Raw genomic sequence first — 18,910 nt, 5'->3', positions numbered from 1 at the left:
GCCAGGCCCAGCCGGGCCCGAGGCAAACCACCGGCCCGCGTCCGTAGGCGGAGCCGGGGTGTACGGACGCGGGCGGTGGGTCCGAGCGGAGGCCACTGAACTCGGGTCAATGGGCGTCAGTCGCCTCCTCGATCGCGGCCAGTGCGGGGTCGAGGATCACGTCCTCTTCCCGCGCCGTGATCGTCGGCTCCTCCGGGAAGTGGCACGCCGTCAGGTGTCCTTCCCTGTTGCCCCGGACACGGACCAGGGGCGGTTCCTCGGAAGCGCACTTCTCCTGCGCCTTCCAGCACCGGGTGCGGAACCGGCAGCCGGACGGCGGGTTGATCGGCGACGGCACGTCACCGGCGAGCCGGATCCGTTCCCGGCTGTCGTCATCGGGGTCGGCCTCGGGCGCGGCGGACAGCAGCGCATGGGTGTAGGGGTGACGCGGTCCCTCGTAGATGTCCGTACGGTCGCCGATCTCCACGATCTTGCCCAGGTACATCACCGCGACCCGCTGCGAGAAGTGCCGCACGATGGCCAGGTCATGGGCGATGAACAAGAACGCGATGCCCAGCTCGTTCTGCAGGTCCTGCAGTAGGTTGACCACCTGGGCCTGGATGGACACATCGAGTGCGGAGACCGGTTCGTCGGCGACGATCAGCTTGGGCTCCAGCGCCAACGCCCTGGCCACTCCGATGCGTTGCCGCTGACCGCCGGAGAACTCGTGCGGAAAGCGGTTGTAGTGCTCGGGGTTGAGGCCCACGGTCTCCAGCAGCTCGCGGACCCGCTTCTCCCGGCCACCGGTCGGATTGATCCCGTTGATCTCCATCGGACCGGAGATGATGTTGCCGACGGTCTGCCGCGGGTTGAGCGACGCGTACGGATCCTGGAAGATCATCTGGATCTCGGAGCGGATCGGCGCGAGCTGCTTGCGGTTGGCGTGGGTGATGTCCTGGCCGCGGTAGGTGATCCTGCCGCTGGTCGGCTCCAGCAGCCGGGTGACCAACCGCCCGGTGGTGGACTTGCCGCACCCCGACTCGCCGACCAGACCGAGTGCCTCACCGGCCCGGACGTGGAAGTCCACCCCGTCCACCGCCTGGACGGCACCGACCTGCCGCTTGAACAGGAAGCCGTCCAGTACCGGGAAGTGCTTGGTGACCCCGGACACCTCCAGCAGTGCTTCACCGGCGCGCGGTTCGGCGGCGGGCTTCTCCAGGGTCGTCGGGCTCGGGGGTCCGGGGGTCGCCGCCCGGGACATTGTGGGGTCGCTCATCAGTCTTTCCTCGGCTCCTGATCAGCCTGCTTGGCCCAGCAACGGCTGGATCCGCTCGGCGAAGATGGACTGCTTCTGCTCGGCCGGGAGGTGGCAGGCGGAACCCCTGCCATGCTCCAGCGCGAGCGGCGGACGCTCGTCCTGACAACGGGTACCGCCCACCTGGTCACGGAACGCGCAGCGCGGATGGAACGGGCAGCCGGACGGCGGGTTGAGCAGACTCGGCGGTGTGCCCTTGATCGGTTGCAACGGCACGTCCACCGAGGCGGACAACCGCGGGATGGAGCTCAACAGCCCCCAGGCGTAGGGGTGCTGCGGAGTCTTGAGGATCTCCCGGACGCTGCCCCGCTCCACGCACCGCCCGGCGTACATCACCAGTACGTCGTCGCAGACGTTGGCCACCACGCCCAGGTCGTGGGTGATGAAGATGATCGCGGTACCGGTCTCCTGCTGCAGGTCCTTGAGCAGGTCGAGGATCTGCGCCTGCACCGTCACGTCGAGCGCGGTGGTCGGCTCGTCGGCGATCAGCAGCTCCGGGTCGCAGACCAGCGCGAGCGCGATCATCGCGCGCTGCCGCATACCGCCGGAGAACTGGTGCGGGTAGTCGTCCACCCGGGTCTGCGGCTGTGGGATGCCGACCTTGCGCAGCATCTCGATCGCCCGGTCCCGCCCCTCCTTCTTGCTCGCCCCGGTGTGCTTGCGGAACGGCTCGGAGATCTGCCGTCCGACGGTGTAGTACGGGGAGAGGGCGGTCAGCGAGTCCTGGAAGATCATCGCCATCTTGTTGCCGCGCAGCTTCTCCAGCGTCCTGCTTGAGGCCCCGGTCAACTCCTGGCCGTCCAGCACGATTTCACCACTGATGGTGGTGTTGCGCGGGTTGTGCAGTCCGAGTACGGCGAGGTTGGTGACGGACTTGCCCGATCCGGACTCGCCGACGATGCCGAGCGTCCTGCCGCGCTCCAGGTCGAAGGAGAGACCGTCCACCGCCTTGACGGTTCCGTCCTCGGTGGCGAACTGGACGTACAGATCCCGCACGGAGAGGAACGGAGCGCCCGCGTCCTGGGACGATGCCTGCCCTTCGGGCCTGGTGAGGGTGGTCATGTGAGGGGTCTCCTCGGAAGCGGTGCGGGGGGCGGGGCGGCGTCGGCGGCGGGGTTCGCGGCGCTCATGCGAGCCGGACCCGCGGGTCGATGAAGGCGTAGGAGGCGTCGATCAGGACGTTGAAGATCACGATGGCGGTGGCGCCGAACAGCATGACGCCCATCTCCAGCGGCAGATCGGTCTGCAGCACCGCCTGGACCGCCAGCTGTCCGATGCCGTGCAGGCCGAACGTGGTCTCGGTGATGATCGCCCCGCCGAACACCGAGCCCAGGTCGATGCCGAAGATGGTGACGATCGGGCCCATCGCGCCGCGCAGCGCATAGCGGAAGAACACATAGCGGGAGCTCATGCCCTTGGCCCGGGCGGTGCGGACGTGCTCCTCGGACAGCTGCTCGACCATCAACGACCTGGTCTGGCGGCTGTAGTTGGACCAGAAGATGACGGACATGACGAGCGCGGGCAGGAGCATGCCGGTGATGGAGCCGACCGGGTTGTGCGCCCAGTCCACGTCATGGCCGTGGTCCAGCCAGCCCAGCTGGTCGGCCAGTACGTAGATGGCGAGCGGGCCGATGAAGTAGATCTGCACCGACTGGCCGGTCAGCGAGACACCGCTGGCGATCTTGTCGAACAGCTTGCCCTGCTTGGCCGCCGAGATCAGACCGAGCCCGACGCCGATGGTCAGGAAGATGGCGGCGCCCATGATGGCGAGCGTCAGGGTGTCGGGGTAGCGGTCCTTGATGATGTCCCACACCGGCTGCTGGTTGGCGAACGAGAAGCCGAAGCAGGGGGCGTCGCAGTGGCCTATCGGCATGTCCCGGCCGACGAACAGGCCCACCATGTAGTGCCAGTACTGCACCGGGATCGGTTGGTCGAGCCCGAGGTTGTGGTGGATGAGCGCGACCTCCTGCGGACCGCAGTTCTTGCCGCAGGACAGCAGTGCCGGGTCGGCCGGCAGCGCGAAGAAGAGGAAGTAGGTGACGGCGCTGATCAGAACGAGGATGACGATGGCGCCGAGCGCCCGGCGTACGAGAAAGCGGAGCATGGTCGGGATCTTCCGTAGGGGGCGCCGTCGGCGTCGGCGGCACGGTCAGGGGGAAGTGGTTCCGGACCGACCCGGCCGGTCCGCGGCCGGTCCCGCCTGGACGGGGCGGGACCGGCTCGCGAACCGGGCTGGTGCGGTTCCTACTTCACGTACACGGTGTTGGCGTTGATCACGCCGATGTTCTGGTTGTAGGTCACGCCACCGAGGCCGTCACCGTAGATCTGGAAGAACTTGTCGTAGAAGTACGGGATGGACGGGACGTCGTTCTTGACGATGTACTCCGACAGCTGCTCCCACGCGGCCTGCTGCTGCTTCAGGTCGGTGATCGCGTTGATGCGGTCGATCTCGGAGTTGACGTGCGAGTCGTTCAGGTGCGAGTAGTTGGGCAGACCGTCGGCGACCTGTCGGCCGTCCTCGGTCGGCGGGAGCACGGTGGAGCCGTTGGACCAGTCCGCGCCCCATCCGGTGCGGTACAGGTCGTACGGGTTGTTCACCTTGCCGACCAGCGTGTAGTACGAGGTCAGGTCGAGCGCCTGGAGCTGCAGGTCGATGCCCGCCTTGGCGAGGCCGTTCTTCAGCGTGGTGGCGAAGTTCTGCCACTTCTCGTTGTTGGCGAAGGCGAGGGTCAGCTTCAGGTTGGAGACCCCGGCCTCCTTCAGCAGCGCCTTGGCCTTCTCCGGGTCGCCGTTGGGGTGGGTCACCTTGTCGAACGGGTCGTACGACTTGTAGCCGCCGATGGTCGGGCTCATCAGGTTGGTGCCGATCTCGCCCTGCGCCTCGCCGCCCAGGGTCTGCTGGATCTGCTTCATCGGGAAGGCGTACTCGATGGCCTGCCGCACCCGCGCGTCCTTGACCCGCGAGGTGTTGATGCTGAGCACGTCGACGAACGGCTGGTACTGGTTGACCGTACGGGACTTGTACTTCGGGTCGCCGAGGATCGTCGCCATCTGCGTCGGGTTGGCGGACTGGGAGAGCGTGAGGGAGTACTTGTCCTGACCGGACTCGGCCATCAGGCGCTGGGTCAGACCCGGGTCGGGGATGCTGATCTCGAAGTTCCACTTGTCCGGGTAGGCGTCCCGGATCGGGTCGGTCTTCGGGTCCCAGTTGGTGTTGCGGGCGAGGACCAGCGACTTGCCCGGGTTGTAGGTCTCGATCTTGTACGGACCGGTGGAGACCGGGTGCAGGTCGTACTTCTGCTTGGTGTCCTTGGCCTTCGGGATCGGCGAGATGTTCGGCATCTGCATCGCGTACGGGGTGTCCGCGTGCGGGGCCTGGAAGTGGAAGACGATGGTCTTGTCGTCCGGAGTGGAGATCACCGAATCCGGCAGGTCCTTGCCGCTGTACGGGCCCTGGTAGGCCTTGCGGTAGTCGGTGCCGGACAGCCAGGTCTGGACGTAGATCGGGCCCTCGGTCTCGAAGTCCGCGTAGAGCCGCTCGATGCCGTACTTGATGTCCTGGGACGTGATCGCGGAGCCGTCCTCGTACTTGAGGCCGTCCTTGAGGTGGTACGTCCAGGTCTTCTTGTCCGCCGACGCCTCACCGGTGTCGGTGGCCAGGTCGCCGACCAGGGTGGTCTTGCCGGACTTCGGGTCGACCTTGTAGTTGGTCAGCGTACGGCTGTACAGCGGGGCGATCGCCTGCTGGTTGCTGACGTAGAGCTGGCCCGGGTCGAGGTGGTTGAAGTCGGACTGCTCCAGGTCGTTGACCGTGCCGCCCTTCTTCGCCCCGTCGACCGCCGGTGCCGGGCCCTGCGAGTCGGCTGCGGTGCCCAGCGTGATCTGCTGGACGGTGGGCTTCGCGACGTCGGCCGTACCGCCGGCGCCACCGCCGCCACCCCCGCTGCTGCATGCGCTCAGGCTCAGCGCGCCCACCGCCAGCATCGCGGCGTAATGACTCTTACGCATTCTCATGGATTCCTGCCTGTCACTGATCTGCGACTGCCTGGAAGTCGGCCTGCCGGGACCCGGCTGCGGCGACCTTGGACACTCAACGGATGGTCTTGGGATCGAGAGCGTCCCGGACCGAGTCCCCGAGCAGGTTGAAGGCGATGACGAACACGGCCATCGCGATGCCCGGGAAGAACATGTAGGTGATGTCGGACTGGTAGTACTGCGCCGCGCTCTGGAACATCAGGCCCCAGTCCGGCGTCGGGTTCTGCATGCCGACGCCGAGGTACGAAAGCCCCGCCTCCGCGGTGACGTTGATCGGGAGCAGCAGGGTCGACTGGACCAGGATGGTGCTCCAGACGTTGGGCAGCAGCTCCTTGCGGATGATGCGCCATGACGACGCGCCGCTGAGCTTGGCCGCCTCGATGTACTCGCGCTCGCGCAGGCTCAGCACCTGAGCCCGCACCAGACGCCCCAGGCTCATCCAACCCAGTACGAACTGGACCAGTACCAGGGCCATGAAGCGGATGGTCGTCGACTCCTGGCTGCCGGGTTTGACGAACAGCGCCGCGATGACCGGGGTGAAGGCGATGAAGAACAACTGCTGGGGGAAGGACATCATCAGGTCGGAGAACCGACCCAGGAAGTAGTCGGTCCGGCCGCTGGTGTACCCCTGGATCAGGCCGAAGGCCACGCCCACCACGACGGACAGGATCGTCACGCACAGCGCGATACCCAACGAGGTGCGGATGCCGTACACCAGCAGTGCGAAGATGTCCCGGCCCAGGCCGGGCTCGATGCCGAACCAGTGGGTGCCGTCGATGCCGCCGTTGGGCTTGAGCGGGTACCCGTAGGAGTTGAGCAGGTTGTCGTCCTGCCCGTAGAGCTTGTAGGGGTCCTTGCCGGTGACCATGGTGATCACCGGCGCGAAGATCGCGATCAGAATGAAGACACCGACGATGACGGCGCAGATGATGCCGGTCCGGTCCCGTTTGAAACGGAGCCAGGCCAGTTGCCTGGGGGAGCGCCCTATGAGTTCCGGGGCGATCTTGGAACCGGAACTGCTCGCTGTGGCGTCCTCAGGAACGGGCTCCGGCTCCGTCGCTGCCTGAGTAGGACTGGTCATTGGGCTTCCATCCCCGCGCAGTGGGTCGACGCGGCTTTGAGTGAATGCCGCGGGTTGTGCGGACTTTCGCAATGGATTCATCGCGGAGTCAAGAGGGAGAACCCTGGGAAAGTGACGTTCTTCAGCTTCTTGAGCGAAGATTTTGCGGATTGCTGCGCACGCGTGCTTGACAATGATCAATTCATTGGCGCGAACACGCCTAAACGGGCACCAACTGACTTAACATTCCGGCAACTTGACTGTCGCATCACCGATATACGGACGCTCCACGTTGAACAACGTACGGCCGTGCGGGTGTCGTAGATCGACCGGGGTGATCACTTATGCCCCGGTCGATCGTCCGTGTCCTGGTCGGTCCGCGGTCATCGCGAGGCCGCCGAAGAATTTCGTTACGGGTAGTGACACCACCACCAGTGGTGTCCTAATGTTCGGAATTCCCGGGAGGGCTCCTGAACCATTCCTCGCCGGTTGTTACGCCATGCCCAAAGACTTCCTGAGGAAGTCCACCTGGAGCAGCAGCAAGTTCTCCGCCACCTGCTCCTGCGGGGTCATGTGCGTCACGCCGGACAAGGGCAGCACTTCATGTGGGCGGCCCGCGGCCAGCAGCGCCGAGGAAAACCGCAGGGTATGTGCGGCGACTACGTTGTCATCGGCCAGACCGTGAATGATCATCAATGGCCTCACCGGTTCCGCTGGTGCCGACAAACCGCCTTCCGTAACAAGCGAGTTGGCGTCGTAAACCTGCGGAGACTCGGCCGGGTGCCCCAGGTAGCGTTCGGTGTAGTGGGTGTCGTACAGCCGCCAGTCGGTGACCGGCGCACCCGCGACGCCCGCGTGGAACACATCGGGACGGCGCAGCACCGCGAGCGCCGCCAGATAGCCGCCGTACGACCAGCCGCGGATGCCGACCCGGCCCAGGTCCAGCGGGTGGGTGGCGGCCAGCGCCCGCAGTGCGTCGATCTGGTCGTCCAGCGTCGCCCCCGCGAAGTCACCGGCGATCGACTTCTCCCACTCCGGTGAGCGGCCCGGCGTGCCACGGCCGTCCGCGACGATCACCGCGAAGCCCTGGTCGGCGAACCACTGCGAGGTCAGATGCGGGTTGTGAGCGGCGACCACCCGCTGACCGTGCGGACCGCCGTACGGATCCATCAGCACCGGAAGCGGGCCGTCCGACGCGCGGTACCCGGTCGGCAGCACCACGGCGGCCGGGATGCGGCGGTCGCCCGCCTCGACCAGCGTCGGCCGCGCCGTCAGAACCGGCTGCTCCGCGTACGACGCGATCCGGGCGATCTCCTCGCCGTCCCGCAGCACCCGCACCAGCGCGCCGGGACGCTCCATGGCCGCCGAGGACACAACGGTCAACGGGCCGCCCCGCACCGCCGAATGCACACCCGGTGGCCGCGACAGCCGCCGCGGCCCGTCGTCGCCGATCCGGTAGACATGCACCTGGCCGATCTCCGGGTCGGCCGCCCCCGCTCCGGCGGAAGCCGACACCAGGATGTCGTCCTCACTCACGTCCAGTACGGCCCGTACGTGCAACCGCGCATCGCTCAGCGCCCGGTCCGCCACCATGAGCACCCGGGCGTCCGCCTGGTCGGCGATCCGGACCAGCGCGCCCTCCGAACTCCACGCCGGAGCACCGGTGAAGAGCTCCAGCCATACCGGATCCGTCTCGCTCAGCACGGTCGTGGTCTCACCCGTCGCCGGGTCCACCGTCAGATACACCTGTGTGCGCTGGTCGCGGGACTGCGCCAGCAGCAGTGGTGGACCGGCCGCGGACCAGTGCACATGGGCCAGGTACGGGTAGCGCTCACGGTCCCAGGTCACCTCGGTACGGGAACCGTCGAGCCCGATCAACGCCAGCGTGACCGCGGCGTTCGGGGTACCGGCGGCCGGATAGCCGACCTCGGCCGGGGGGCGGGACGGCTGCGCCGGGTCAGCGATCCACCACCGCAGCACCGGCGAGGTGTCGACGTGCGCGACCAGCAGCCGGTCGCCGTCGGGCGACCACCAGAAGCCGCGGGTACGTCCCATCTCCTCGGCGGCGATGAACTCCGCGAGCCCCCAGCTGTGATCCGCGCCCGACGGCTCCGCGACCGCACGGTCGTGGGTGCCGTCCGCGCCGACGATCCGCAGGGCGTTGTGTGCGACGTAGGCGAGAAGGCGGCCGTCGGGGGAGGGGCGGGGGTCGACCACCGGTCCCGGGACGAGGAGTTCGCGGGTGGTGCCGGCGCGCAACTCGGCGACGAACAGCCGCCCGGAGAGGGCGAACGCGGCCAACTCGACGGCCCGGTCCACCGCGTAGCCGACGATTCCGGCCGACCCCTCCCGACTGCGCTCGCGCCGCGCGCGCTCCTCGGGGCTCAACTCCTCTTCTGCCCCGGCGAGCAGGGCCCGCGGATCCGCGGCGATCCGCGACTCGCCGCTGGCGGTGTCGAGTACCCACAGCAGATTGGTCCGCTCGGTGCCGGACGGTGAACGCAGGAAGGCGACGCGCTCGCCGTCAGGTGAAGGGGAGAAGGTGCGGGGGGCGCCCAGCGTGAAGCGCTGGGTTCTGGCGTGTTGTTTGGGGAAGCTCATGCGCTGACGCTAGCCGGTGCGTTTGGGGGTTTTGTCCTCCCGGTCATCCGTCACCGTCAGCCTGTGGCAGGTGGTGGCCGGTTGGAGGGTGAGGCACTTCCCTGAACACCAGCCCGAACACATCGCAACGGTGATGGAACCCTCGCCGTGACGGCACCAATCCGCCTGCGCAGCACCGGGGTTGCGGGCGAAACGCCATCAACCCAGGCAGACCGGGGTCGCCGAGCCAGGAGAACGACGCTCGCACCGAAGGTGCGCACAAGCGTGCGCCCCCACGTGCTTCTGTGCACCGAGGTATGCGGACTCACGGAAAGTTATGATCAGTCGCCGTAGGTTGTAATACCCGGTTGGCAAGGTCCCGTCGGTGCGTACCTGGAGGTGAGCCGCTGTGGCACTCTCGATTTCGGCGGTGCTGCTGCTGCTGATCATCGTGGTCCTGCTGGTCAACAAGTCCGGTCTGAAGGGCCTGCACGCGCTCGTCTGCGTACTGCTCGGGTTCTTCCTCGCCAGCTCCTCGGTGGCCCCGACCATCCGGCAGTTGACCACGAACGTGGCGAGCATGATTGGCAACTTCAAGTTCTGATCGGCTCAGGCCATACCCTGCAGGTATGACCGAACCCGCTGGCCCGGATGGGCTGCCCGCGCGACGACTGCTCCTCGTGCATGCTCACCCGGACGACGAGTCGATCAACAACGGCGCCACCATGGCCAAGTACGCCGCAGAGGGTGCCCAGGTCACGTTGGTGACGTGCACCCTGGGCGAGGAGGGCGAGGTCATCCCGCCCGAGCTCGCGCATCTCGCGGCCGACCGGGACAACACTCTCGGTGAGCACCGGATCGGCGAGCTGGCCGCCGCCATGCGTGAGCTCGGGGTCACCGACCACCGCTTCCTCGGCGGCCCCGGCCTCTACCGCGACTCCGGGATGATGGGCGCCGCACAGAACGAGCGTCCCGGCTGCTTCTGGCAGGCGGACGTGGAGGAGGCGGCCGGGCATCTGGTCGCCGTGATCCGCGAGGTACGGCCGCAGGTGATGGTGGCCTATGACCCGAATGGCGGATACGGGCATCCCGATCACATCCAGGCCCACCGGGTCGCCATGCTCGCCGCGGATCTGGCGGCGGAACCCGGTTTCCGGCCGGACCTCGGCGAGCCGCACGCGATCGCCAGGGTCTACTGGAACTGCGTACCGCGCTCCGTCGTCGAGGAGGGCTTCGCCCGGCTGCGGGCGGCGGGCGGGAACATCCCGTTCGAGGGCATCGCCTCGGCCGATGACGTACCGGGAGTGGTGGACGACGCCGAGGCGACCGTGGCCGTCGACGGCACCCGGTACGCGCAGCGGAAGGCGGCGGCGATGCGGGCGCACGTGACCCAGATCGCTGTGGACGGTCCGTTCTTCGCGCTTTCCAACGACCTTGGTCAGCCGGTGTTCGCCATGGAGTACTACCGTATGGTGCGAGGCCAGCAGCCCGCGGGGCGCGCTGACGACCTCTTCGCCGGAACGGAGGTGTGAACGCGGCCGTGCGCTTTGTGTCGTACGTGGTCCTGGGGGCCCTCGGGGTACTGGTCGCCACCGCCGGGGCGCTGGTCCAGGACGGTTGGTTCCCAGGGGGTTTGATCCTCGCGCTGGCGGGCAGCGCGGGACTCTTCTACGGTGGTGCCCAACTCACCCGCAACCGGCTGGGTGCGGCGGTACCGACCGTGCTGTGGTTCATCACGGTCATGTACTTGAGCATCACCCGCCCGGAAGGCGACTTCCTGTTCGCTGCGGGCCTCGGCCCGTACATCTACCTGTTGGGCGGGATGGCGACAGGCGTGATCTGCGCCACCCTACCGCGTCATACCCCTCCAGGCGTCCCGGGCGCCCGACTTGGTACCCGATGACCCCTGTGTGACGTGTCGACAGTGGTCGGATCGGCAGTCGCCGGGCCGCGCCTGACGCTGCCCAGTATGGTGGTGCGCGCCGGCGAGCCGCCTGCGGATGGCCGTGACGGGTGGCGAAGCTAACCGGGAGAACCTGCTTTGAGCCGTGAAACTGACAGTTCGTCCTCAGGACCCCAGGGTCGCGGCGGCGCCGCGTACCCGTCCGGGACACCGCCGTACGGAACCCGCCAGTATCCGTCGCTGCATCCGCAGGAGGAGCCGCGCGTCGGCGGACCCGCGGGCATCCCGGGAGCCCCCGGGAGCACGGGCGGCCAGGAGGCGTCCGAGCCCACGCCCGAAGAGCCGAAGACCGAGACCACGCTGACCACCCGGATCCGGATCAACATTCCGGGTTCGCGCCCGATTCCTCCGGTTGTGATGCGTACCCCGGTCGGCGAGGGGGCCGACAGCGAGGGCGCCGAGGACGGTTCCGCTTCCGTTTCGGAGCGGGCCGGTGCGCTGCGCGCGAAGCCCAGCGCGACGCCGCCGGGTGCCTCCGGAACCGCACCGGGCGCGGACGACGCCGGCACCGGCCGCGGTGCGGAGTCGGCGACGGCCAGCGCGAGCGGTACGGACAAGGGCGGGCCGGGTACCAGCGACTGGTTCGCGCCACGCAAGCCGCCCGCCTCCTCCGGCCAGTCCGCGGCCCGGCCGCAGCCGCCGACGCCGACCGGTGCGTCGACTTCGGCCGCCGGCGGCGCGGGGACGGGTGCGCCAGGCGCCGGGCAGCCGAACATCCCCTATCTCAACGGGAGTCCAGCCGGTCCGCGTCCCCCGGCGTCGGGCGAGCCGGCGTTCCCTGGCGCGGGGTCGCAGTCGGAGCCGTTCGGCGGGCGGCTGAGCGGTCCGCCCCCCGGAAGTCCGGGTTCCGCGGCTGGCGAGTCCGGACCGCCGCCGGGCAGCGTGCCGTTCCCCGGCTTCCCGTCGGCGCAGAGCGGTGTCGGCGCGACGCCCGACATTCCCGAGGTGCCCAGTGGGCCCACCACCGGACCGATGACGGGCGGCATGTATATGCCGCAGTCGGGCTCCGCCGAGGCGCCCGGCGGCTTCGGCCGGACGGGCGGCGGCACCGGTGCGGCCGGGCCGTCGGACGACCTGGCCGACCACGTCTCCGGTGACACCCTGGTCAGCGGGATCCCCGCGGTGACCGCGGCGGGTCCGCCCTCGGTGCCGAAGGAGCCGGCCGGCCGTTCGTCGGACGACGGCGCCGGGCCCGGGGCCAAGTCCAAGGCCAGGCCCGCACGGAAGGGCCGCTCCAAGCGTGTGCTCGCCGGGGTCGGAGTGCTGGCCGTGGTCGGCGTCGCCTACGCGGCCGGACTGCTGATGGACCACGCCGACGTACCGAACGGTACGACCGTGCTGGGCGTCGACATCGGCGGCAAGACCAAGGACGAAGCGGTCAAGGCGCTGGACGCGGCCGTGGGCGACCGGGGTACCGCGCCGATCAAGGTGCACATCGGAAACCAGGACAAGGAACTCAAACCGCAACTGGCCGGGCTCTCGATCGACACCCAGGCGTCGGTCCGCGATGTCGCGCACCGCGACTACAACCCGATCTCGGTGATCGGTTCGCTCTTCGGCGGCAAGCACCAGGTGGCGCCCGCCGTCACCGTCGACCAGGAGAAGCTGCGCAGCCAACTGCAGACGCTGTCGTCCGGCTCGGGGAACGGCACCGGCGGTTCCGACGGCATGGTGAAGTTCGTCGACGGCAAGCCGGTCGGCGTACCGGGCACCCCGTACCAGGCCGTTGACCCGGACGCCTCCGTACAGAAGATCACCGCCGCCTACACCCAGCGCGCCGAGACCGGCAAGGACGACCCGGTCGGGCTGGCCGTCACCACACATCAGCCGCGGGTCACCCAGGACGCGATCAACGAGGCGATCAAGGCCATCGGCGATCCGGCCATGTCCGGGAAGATCACGGTGACCGCCGGGACGAAGTCGGTGCTGTTCAGCCCGCAGAAGTCGCTGAGCAAGATCCTCACGATCATCCCCGCGCCGGGCAATGGGAAGTTGACGCTCCATATCGACCTCGCGGTCCTGAAGGAGCTTTACGGCAACGCCTTCGACGGTGTGCTCCTTGAGCGGGGCATCGGCACCAAGACGCCGGTCACCCCGCAGGACGTGGCGTCGGCGATGCTGCCCGCGCTCGGCAAGACCGCGCCGGACAAGACCGCGGTGATCCAGAACGTGGCGAACTAGCGCCCGCCCAGCGGTGTTCACCGCCCCCGCCGAGGCGTCCGGCCCGGCGGGGGTGCGGCCGTCGGAGCATTGTCGTGGTGCGGGTATGACATCTGTCATCCCCAGGACACGATGCGCGGCACTGCCAGCGGATCGCGGAAGCCGCGAAGCTTGTCACCATGAGCGCAACAGCCGCACCGACGACGCAGAAGCGGGACACGGCCACCCCGGCCGTCCGCTTCTCGCAGGTGAACAAGACCTTCGGCCAGGTGAAGGCCGTCAACGACGTCAACCTCGATCTGCACGCAGGCGAGACGGTCGCGCTGCTCGGGCCGAACGGCGCGGGCAAGTCCACCACCCTCGACCTGCTGCTCGGCCTGCGCAACGCGGACTCCGGGACCGTCGAGGTCTTCGGCACCACTCCGGCGCGGGCGATCGCCCAGGGCAGGGTCGGTGCGATGCTGCAAAGCGGCGGCCTCATGGAGGAGGTGAAGGTCCGCGAACTGGTGAAGCTCGCCTGTGACCTGCACCCGAAGGCCTACCCGGTGCAGCGGGTGCTGCAGAACGCCGGGATCACCGAGATCGCCGACCGGATGGTCAACAAGCTGTCCGGCGGCCAGGAGCAGCGAGTGCGGTTCGCGATCGCCACCGCCGGAGCCAACGATCTGATCATCCTGGACGAGCCCACCACGGGGATGGACGTCACCGTGCGGCAGAGCTTCTGGGCCACGATGCGCGAGCAGGCGGCGCAGGGCCGTACGGTCCTGTTCGCCACCCATTACCTGGAGGAGGCGGACGCGATCGCCGACCGGGTGATCGTCTTGCACCGCGGCCGGATACTCGCCGACGGCTCCGCCGCCGAGATCAAGGCGAAGGCCGGTGCCCGCCGGATCGTCTTCGACATCGACGGCCAGGTCGACGAGGCCGCGCTGCGCGGTCTGCCGTTCCTGACCTCGCTCAGCGTCTCCGGGCGCACGGTGCGCATCCAGTCGACCGACGCGGACGCGACCACGCACGCCATCTACGGCCTGGGCCTGTACCCCCGCAATCTGGAGGTCGCCGGGCTCGGCCTTGAGCAGGCCTTCATCGCGATCACCGACGCTGCGACCGCTGAGGAGGCGGCACGATGAACACCTTCGCCTCCGGTGCTCTGATCAAGTTGGAGATCACGCGCACGCTGCGCAACAAGAAGTTCATGTTCTTCACGGTGATCTACCCGACCACGCTCTTCCTGCTGATCTCCGGCTCGTCCGGCAAGTCGGACGTGATCCCGCACAGCCACCTGACGATGCAGCTGTACTACATGGTGGCGATGGCCTCCTTCGGTGCGCTCACCGCCGTACTGATGGGCAACAGCGAGCGGATCGCCAAGGAGCGGGAGAAGGGCTGGGTCCGCCAGCTGCGGCTGACCTCGCTGCCCGGCCGCGGGTATGTGATCTCCAAGATCGCCTCGGCCGCGACCGTCACGCTGCCGTCGATCGTGATCGTGGAACTGGTCGCGGCCACGGCCAAGGGCGTCCGTTTGGACGCCTGGCAGTGGGCCGCCCTCACCTTCTCCATCTGGGCCGGCAGCATGGTGTTCGCCGCCCTCGGTGTGGCCATCGGCTACATAGCCACCGGCGACGCGGTCCGTCCGATCACGATGATCACCTACTTCGGGCTGTCGATCCTCGGGGGCCTGTGGATGCCGTCCACGGTCTTCCCGCAGTGGCTGCAGAACATAGCCAAGTGGCTGCCCACCTACGCGTACGCCGGTCTCGGCCACGCGATCGAGCAGGGCGACGCCCCGCATCTGCGAGACGTCTCGCTGCTCGTCGCCTACCTGCTGATCTTCGCTGGTGGGGCGGCCTGGCTGTACCGCAAGGACACCCTTAAGGCGTAAGAGGACACCCTTGAGGCATAAGGGGCAGGAGATGACGGTGGACGAGCGTATGGACACGAGTGCGGTCCGGGACCTGCCGCTCGCAACCATGGGGCGCGCCCCGGAGAACCGCTTGCAGCAGTGGAGCAAGCTGTGCTGGGCGCTCGTCTACCTGCTCTACCTGGGGTCGGCGGTGGGCGATCTGACCTCCGGACGGCACACGGCGGTGGCGGTCACACTGGGCTGGCTGGGGCTGGCACTGTTCGTCGGGCCGTATCTGTACCTGCTGCTGAACCAGCGGCGCCGCCACCCGCTCAGCTGGTGGCAACTGGCCATCGCCTGCTGGCTGTTCGCGCTCGCGCTGACCCTGTCCCTCACCCTCGGTCCGCCGTGGTTGGTGATGTTCACCTATGTGACGATCAGCGCCGGCGTGATGCTGCCGCCACGGCAGGCTCTGTGGGCGGTGCCGTTCTGCGCGGTGACGATCCTGCTGGTCGGTACGGGGCTCGGCACCAGGCAATGGGAGGTCTATTCGCTGTTCTTCCCCGCGTTGCTGGGCGGTGCGGCGATGATGGGCGTGGGCCAGATGGGCCGGATGGTGCGTGAGCTGCGGGAGGCGCGGGAGACCGTCGCCCGGCTCGCGGCGGCCGAGGAGCGGTTGCGGCTGGCCCGCGATCTCCACGATCTGCTGGGGCACTCGCTCTCCCTGATCACGCTCAAGAGCGAGCTGGCCGGGCGGATGCTGCCGGACAAGCCGCAGGACGCGGCCAAGCAGGTCGCCGATATCGAGCAGGTCAGCAGGCAGGCGCTGGTCGACGTACGGGAGGCGGTCAGCGGCTATCGCCGGCCGAACGTCGGCGTCGAGCTCGCCGGGGCACGCACCGCCCTGCGCACCGCGGGGGTGGAGGTGGAGGTCTCCCCCTCGCTCGACCTGCCGTTGGAGGACCAGTACCCGGGGCTCGGCGTCGAGGAGCAGGGAGCGCTGGCCTGGGCGTTGCGCGAGGCGGTGACCAATGTGATCCGGCACAGCGGCGCCAGCCGCTGCTCGCTGGTCCTGGACGAGGTCTGGGAGGCCGATGAGGGCCGGTATCTGCGTCTGGAGATCGGCGACGACGGCCGCGGACCCGGCCGTGGCCGCCACGCGGGCAACGGCCTGAACGGCCTTGAGGAGCGGCTGATGCTCTCCGGCGGACGACTGCACACCGGCACCTCGAAGCGCGGCGGCTTCGCACTGAGCGCCTATGTACCCCTGCGTGCGGTGCGTCAGGAGCGGCCCGGCTCGGCCGAGGGCTCGGCGGCCGCCCCCGGGGGAACGGGTTATCCACAGGCCTGATCCACAGCCCTGCCGGGTGTTCTGGCCACTCGCTAGGCTGCAGCAATGATCAGGGTGCTGCTGGCCGAGGACCAGTCAATGGTTCGAGAGGCGTTGGCGACGTTGCTCGGACTGGAGGAGGACATCGACGTGGTCGCGCAGGTCGCGCGCGGCGATGAGGTGGTCGCCGCGGCCCGCGAGCACGCGGTGGATGTGGCGTTGCTCGACATCGAGATGCCGGGACTCACCGGCATTGACGCCGCCGCGCTGCTCCGCAAGGAACTGCCGCAGGTCAAGGTCGTCATCGTCACGACGTTCGGACGGCCGGGCTATCTGCGCCGCGCCATGGAGCAGGGCGCGGACGCCTTCCTCGTCAAGGACGCCCCGGCGGCCCAACTCGCCGACGCGGTACGGCGGGTGGTGCTGCGTGGCGAGAAGGTCATAGACCCCACGCTGGCGGCCGCGGCACTCGCCGAAGGCGCCGATCCGCTGACCGCCCGGGAGCGCGATGTGCTGCGCGCGGCAGCCGATGGCGCGGTCAACTCCGAGATCGCCAGGGCCCTGCACCTGTCGGAGGGCACCGTGCGCAACTATCTGTCCACCGCCATCCAGAAGACCAGGGCCCGCAACCGCTCCGAGGCGGTCCGCATCGCCCGTGAGAAGGGCTGGCTCTGACCAGCTGTGCCGGCAGGTCAGTTGAGCAGGGCGCGTGCCGAGCGGGCTCGCAAGCGGATGGTTTCGGCCACCGCCGGATCCATGGCGGCCACCAACTCCGCGTAGGCCTCCATCTCGGTCGCGCCGATGGCGAACTCGCCGCGCTGCACCAGTAGTTGGGCGCGTTCCAGGCGCAGTCCGGCGGGATGGTGGGGCAGCAGCAGGGCCAGGTCGATCGCCCACAGCTGCACCCCGCTGTGCTCAGGGCGGGCGGCGGCCCACGCCCGGATGTTGTTGAGCACCCGGGCGACGATGTCCAACGGTTCCGTGGGAGCGAACATGGCGGCGGACAGCGTCGCGCCGGGCGTGCCGATGGCGCCGGCCACCAGGAGTTCGGCGTCCTCGGCGGTCAGTTGACGCCCGCCGCTGAACGGGTCGACCAGTACGTGCCCGCCGTCCGGGTCGCCGATCCCGACCACGAAGTGGCCGGGCAGCCCGACCCCGTACACCGGGGCGTCCAGCCGTCGCCCGACCTCGATCCACACCACCGACAGCAGGATCGGCAGCCCACGCCTGCGCCGCAGCACATGGTGCAGGAGTGAGGACTCCAGCCGCTGGTAGTCCGAGGGCAGGCCACGGAATCCATGCCGCCCGCCGAGCACCTCTGCCAGCGCCCCGGCCCAGGCACCGGGTCCGTAACCGGTGCGGTGGCAGGCGACCTCGTCGGCCAGCCGGTCCAGTTCGCTCAGCGCGCCGGCGATCGCGGCGTCGTCGACGCCCGGTCCGGCCTCCGCGCCGAGCAGCAGGCACAGCAGCGCGAGGTCGGGTCGGTCCCCGCGCGCGGCCTCAGCGAACCGGCGCCGCCTGTCGAGGATGTTGTCCATACGAGCCGCCTACCTGGTGCCACCCTGCGCGGCGCGGCGGTAGTGGTACCCGTGGTGGGTGGTGAAGCCCATGCGCTCGTAGAGCGCGCGGGCTCCCTCGTTCTCCTCTTCCACTTGGAGATACCCGCCTGTGGCGCCTTCATCCAATGCCCTGCGCGCCAGTGCCGCCATCACAGCGGTCGCCAGCCCGGCACGCCGGTACTGCGGATCGACCTCCACCGCGCCGAACTGCGCCCAGCGCCCGTCCGCCACGCAGCGACCGATCGCGGCCGGTCCCTGCGCGCCACCGGGGATCGTCGCGAACCACACCGACGGTCCCCCGGTCAGTACCCGCACGGCCGTCGCGGCCAGCTCGCCGGTGCGGTGGTAGCGGCTCAGCCAGGCGGCGTCCGGCACCCGGCTGAGCGTCACCCGCTCGGCGCCGGGACCGTCCGCGACCGGCGCGATCGGGCCGGTGCAGACCAGGGTGAACGCCTCCGCGGTCCAGCCGTCCCGGGCCAACTCCGCGTCAAGCCGCTCATCGGAATCCATCGTTCCGGTGGCTACCTGGACGTAGGGCACCAGCCCGCGCTCGCCGTACCAGTCGCGGACCCGCTGGATCGCCGCGTCGAGGGGCAGCCCCGGATCGCCCAGCGGCAGCACGGAGTTGGCCCGCCTGGTGAACCCCGCGGAGGCCCGGAGCGTCCAGTCGCCGAGCCGCTCGGTGTCCAGCGCGGGCCAGCCGCGCGAGGCGAGTTCCTGCAGCTCGTGCGCGGTGGCGACGGGCGGGGTCGCGCGGCGCGGGCGGGCCGGGCGGTCGGGGACGATCTTGCCCGCCGCCAGCGTCTGTTCCGCGATGTGGACGGCCCCGCCGTTCCGTCGTGTGACGATCAGCACACCGTTGGCCCACGATGTGAGAAGCCCGACGACGTCGGAGAACACCGGGCGGCCGCCAACGATCTCCGCTACTCTCCGCACGGATACACGTTTTCCCACGTCAGAGGGGGTAATGCGGACTTCGAGCCGTCCACCGCCAGCGAACTCCACAGTTCGGTCAACCCCTCTTGTTCGTATGCAGCTCGGGAACGGAGATACTAGGAGGTGGGCATCGACGCCGCGCTCCCGCGC

General features: G+C 69.0%; 16 protein-coding genes. 8 read left to right on the top strand and 8 right to left on the bottom strand.

Annotated features, from left to right (window positions below):
• Positions 1-106: 106 nt before the first annotated feature.
• The 6 genes from P2L57_RS02820 to P2L57_RS02795 form a co-directional block, all read right to left on the bottom strand.
• A complete protein-coding gene (locus tag P2L57_RS02820) occupies positions 107-1,240 on the bottom strand; it encodes an ABC transporter ATP-binding protein (protein ID WP_372515585.1) in 1,134 nt (377 codons plus the stop codon).
• A 36-nt stretch (positions 1,241-1,276) separates the two neighbouring features.
• On the bottom strand, positions 1,277-2,356 hold the full coding sequence (locus P2L57_RS02815) for an ABC transporter ATP-binding protein (protein WP_275807529.1): 1,080 nt from the start codon (positions 2,354-2,356) through the stop codon (positions 1,277-1,279).
• 64 nt (positions 2,357-2,420) lie between these two features.
• On the bottom strand, positions 2,421-3,398 hold the full coding sequence (locus tag P2L57_RS02810; protein WP_275807526.1) for an ABC transporter permease: 978 nt from the start codon (positions 3,396-3,398) through the stop codon (positions 2,421-2,423).
• Between the two features lie 140 nt (positions 3,399-3,538).
• Positions 3,539-5,302 carry an ABC transporter substrate-binding protein gene (locus P2L57_RS02805; RefSeq protein ID WP_275807523.1) on the bottom strand — a complete coding sequence of 588 codons (1,764 nt, stop codon included), beginning with the start codon at positions 5,300-5,302 and terminating at the stop codon, positions 3,539-3,541.
• 82 nt (positions 5,303-5,384) lie between these two features.
• Positions 5,385-6,410: an ABC transporter permease gene (locus tag P2L57_RS02800; RefSeq protein ID WP_275807519.1), complete on the bottom strand. Its 1,026-nt coding sequence runs from the start codon at positions 6,408-6,410 to the stop codon at positions 5,385-5,387.
• 471 nt (positions 6,411-6,881) lie between these two features.
• Positions 6,882-8,990: a S9 family peptidase gene (locus tag P2L57_RS02795; protein WP_275807516.1), complete on the bottom strand. Its 2,109-nt coding sequence runs from the start codon at positions 8,988-8,990 to the stop codon at positions 6,882-6,884.
• Positions 8,991-9,378: 388 nt separating this feature from the next.
• Here P2L57_RS02795 and P2L57_RS02790 point away from each other — a divergent pair, with 388 nt between their 5' ends.
• The 8 genes from P2L57_RS02790 (at position 9,379) to P2L57_RS02755 (ending at position 16,940) form a co-directional block, all read left to right on the top strand.
• Entirely contained in the window at positions 9,379-9,573 is a 195-nt protein-coding gene (locus tag P2L57_RS02790) for a hypothetical protein (RefSeq protein ID WP_275807513.1), read from the top strand.
• A 25-nt stretch (positions 9,574-9,598) separates the two neighbouring features.
• Positions 9,599-10,501, top strand: coding sequence for an N-acetyl-1-D-myo-inositol-2-amino-2-deoxy-alpha-D-glucopyranoside deacetylase (gene mshB / locus P2L57_RS02785; protein WP_275807510.1), 903 nt, complete (start codon positions 9,599-9,601; stop codon positions 10,499-10,501).
• Positions 10,498-10,872 carry a DUF6113 family protein gene (locus tag P2L57_RS02780; RefSeq protein ID WP_275807507.1) on the top strand — a complete coding sequence of 125 codons (375 nt, stop codon included), beginning with the start codon at positions 10,498-10,500 and terminating at the stop codon, positions 10,870-10,872. Before mshB ends, P2L57_RS02780 begins: the two co-directional genes overlap by 4 nt.
• Before the next feature lie 138 nt (positions 10,873-11,010).
• Entirely contained in the window at positions 11,011-13,113 is a 2,103-nt protein-coding gene (locus P2L57_RS02775) for a hypothetical protein (RefSeq protein ID WP_275807504.1), read from the top strand.
• Between the two features lie 158 nt (positions 13,114-13,271).
• The gene (locus tag P2L57_RS02770; RefSeq protein WP_275807502.1) at positions 13,272-14,222 is read left to right on the top strand and encodes an ABC transporter ATP-binding protein; all 951 of its coding nucleotides are present in this window, start codon (positions 13,272-13,274) and stop codon (positions 14,220-14,222) included.
• A complete protein-coding gene (locus tag P2L57_RS02765; protein WP_275807499.1) occupies positions 14,219-14,974 on the top strand; it encodes an ABC transporter permease in 756 nt (251 codons plus the stop codon). Before P2L57_RS02770 ends, P2L57_RS02765 begins: the two co-directional genes overlap by 4 nt.
• Before the next feature lie 31 nt (positions 14,975-15,005).
• A complete protein-coding gene (locus P2L57_RS02760; RefSeq protein WP_275807496.1) occupies positions 15,006-16,286 on the top strand; it encodes a sensor histidine kinase in 1,281 nt (426 codons plus the stop codon).
• Between the two features lie 45 nt (positions 16,287-16,331).
• Entirely contained in the window at positions 16,332-16,940 is a 609-nt protein-coding gene (locus tag P2L57_RS02755) for a response regulator transcription factor (protein WP_275807492.1), read from the top strand.
• 17 nt (positions 16,941-16,957) lie between these two features.
• Here the strand turns inward: P2L57_RS02755 and P2L57_RS02750 are convergent, their stop codons facing one another.
• On the bottom strand, positions 16,958-17,803 hold the full coding sequence (locus tag P2L57_RS02750; protein WP_275807489.1) for a transglutaminase family protein: 846 nt from the start codon (positions 17,801-17,803) through the stop codon (positions 16,958-16,960).
• A 9-nt stretch (positions 17,804-17,812) separates the two neighbouring features.
• Positions 17,813-18,829, bottom strand: a complete 1,017-nt coding sequence (locus tag P2L57_RS02745) for a GNAT family N-acetyltransferase (RefSeq protein WP_275807486.1) — start codon at positions 18,827-18,829, stop codon at positions 17,813-17,815.
• Positions 18,830-18,910 lie beyond the last annotated feature (81 nt).

Source organism: Streptantibioticus ferralitis (assembly GCF_029223525.1).
Classification (GTDB): domain Bacteria; phylum Actinomycetota; class Actinomycetes; order Streptomycetales; family Streptomycetaceae; genus Streptantibioticus_A; species Streptantibioticus_A ferralitis.
Note: the sequence above shows the minus strand (reverse complement) of the source record. Positions and strands in the feature narration are given on the sequence as shown.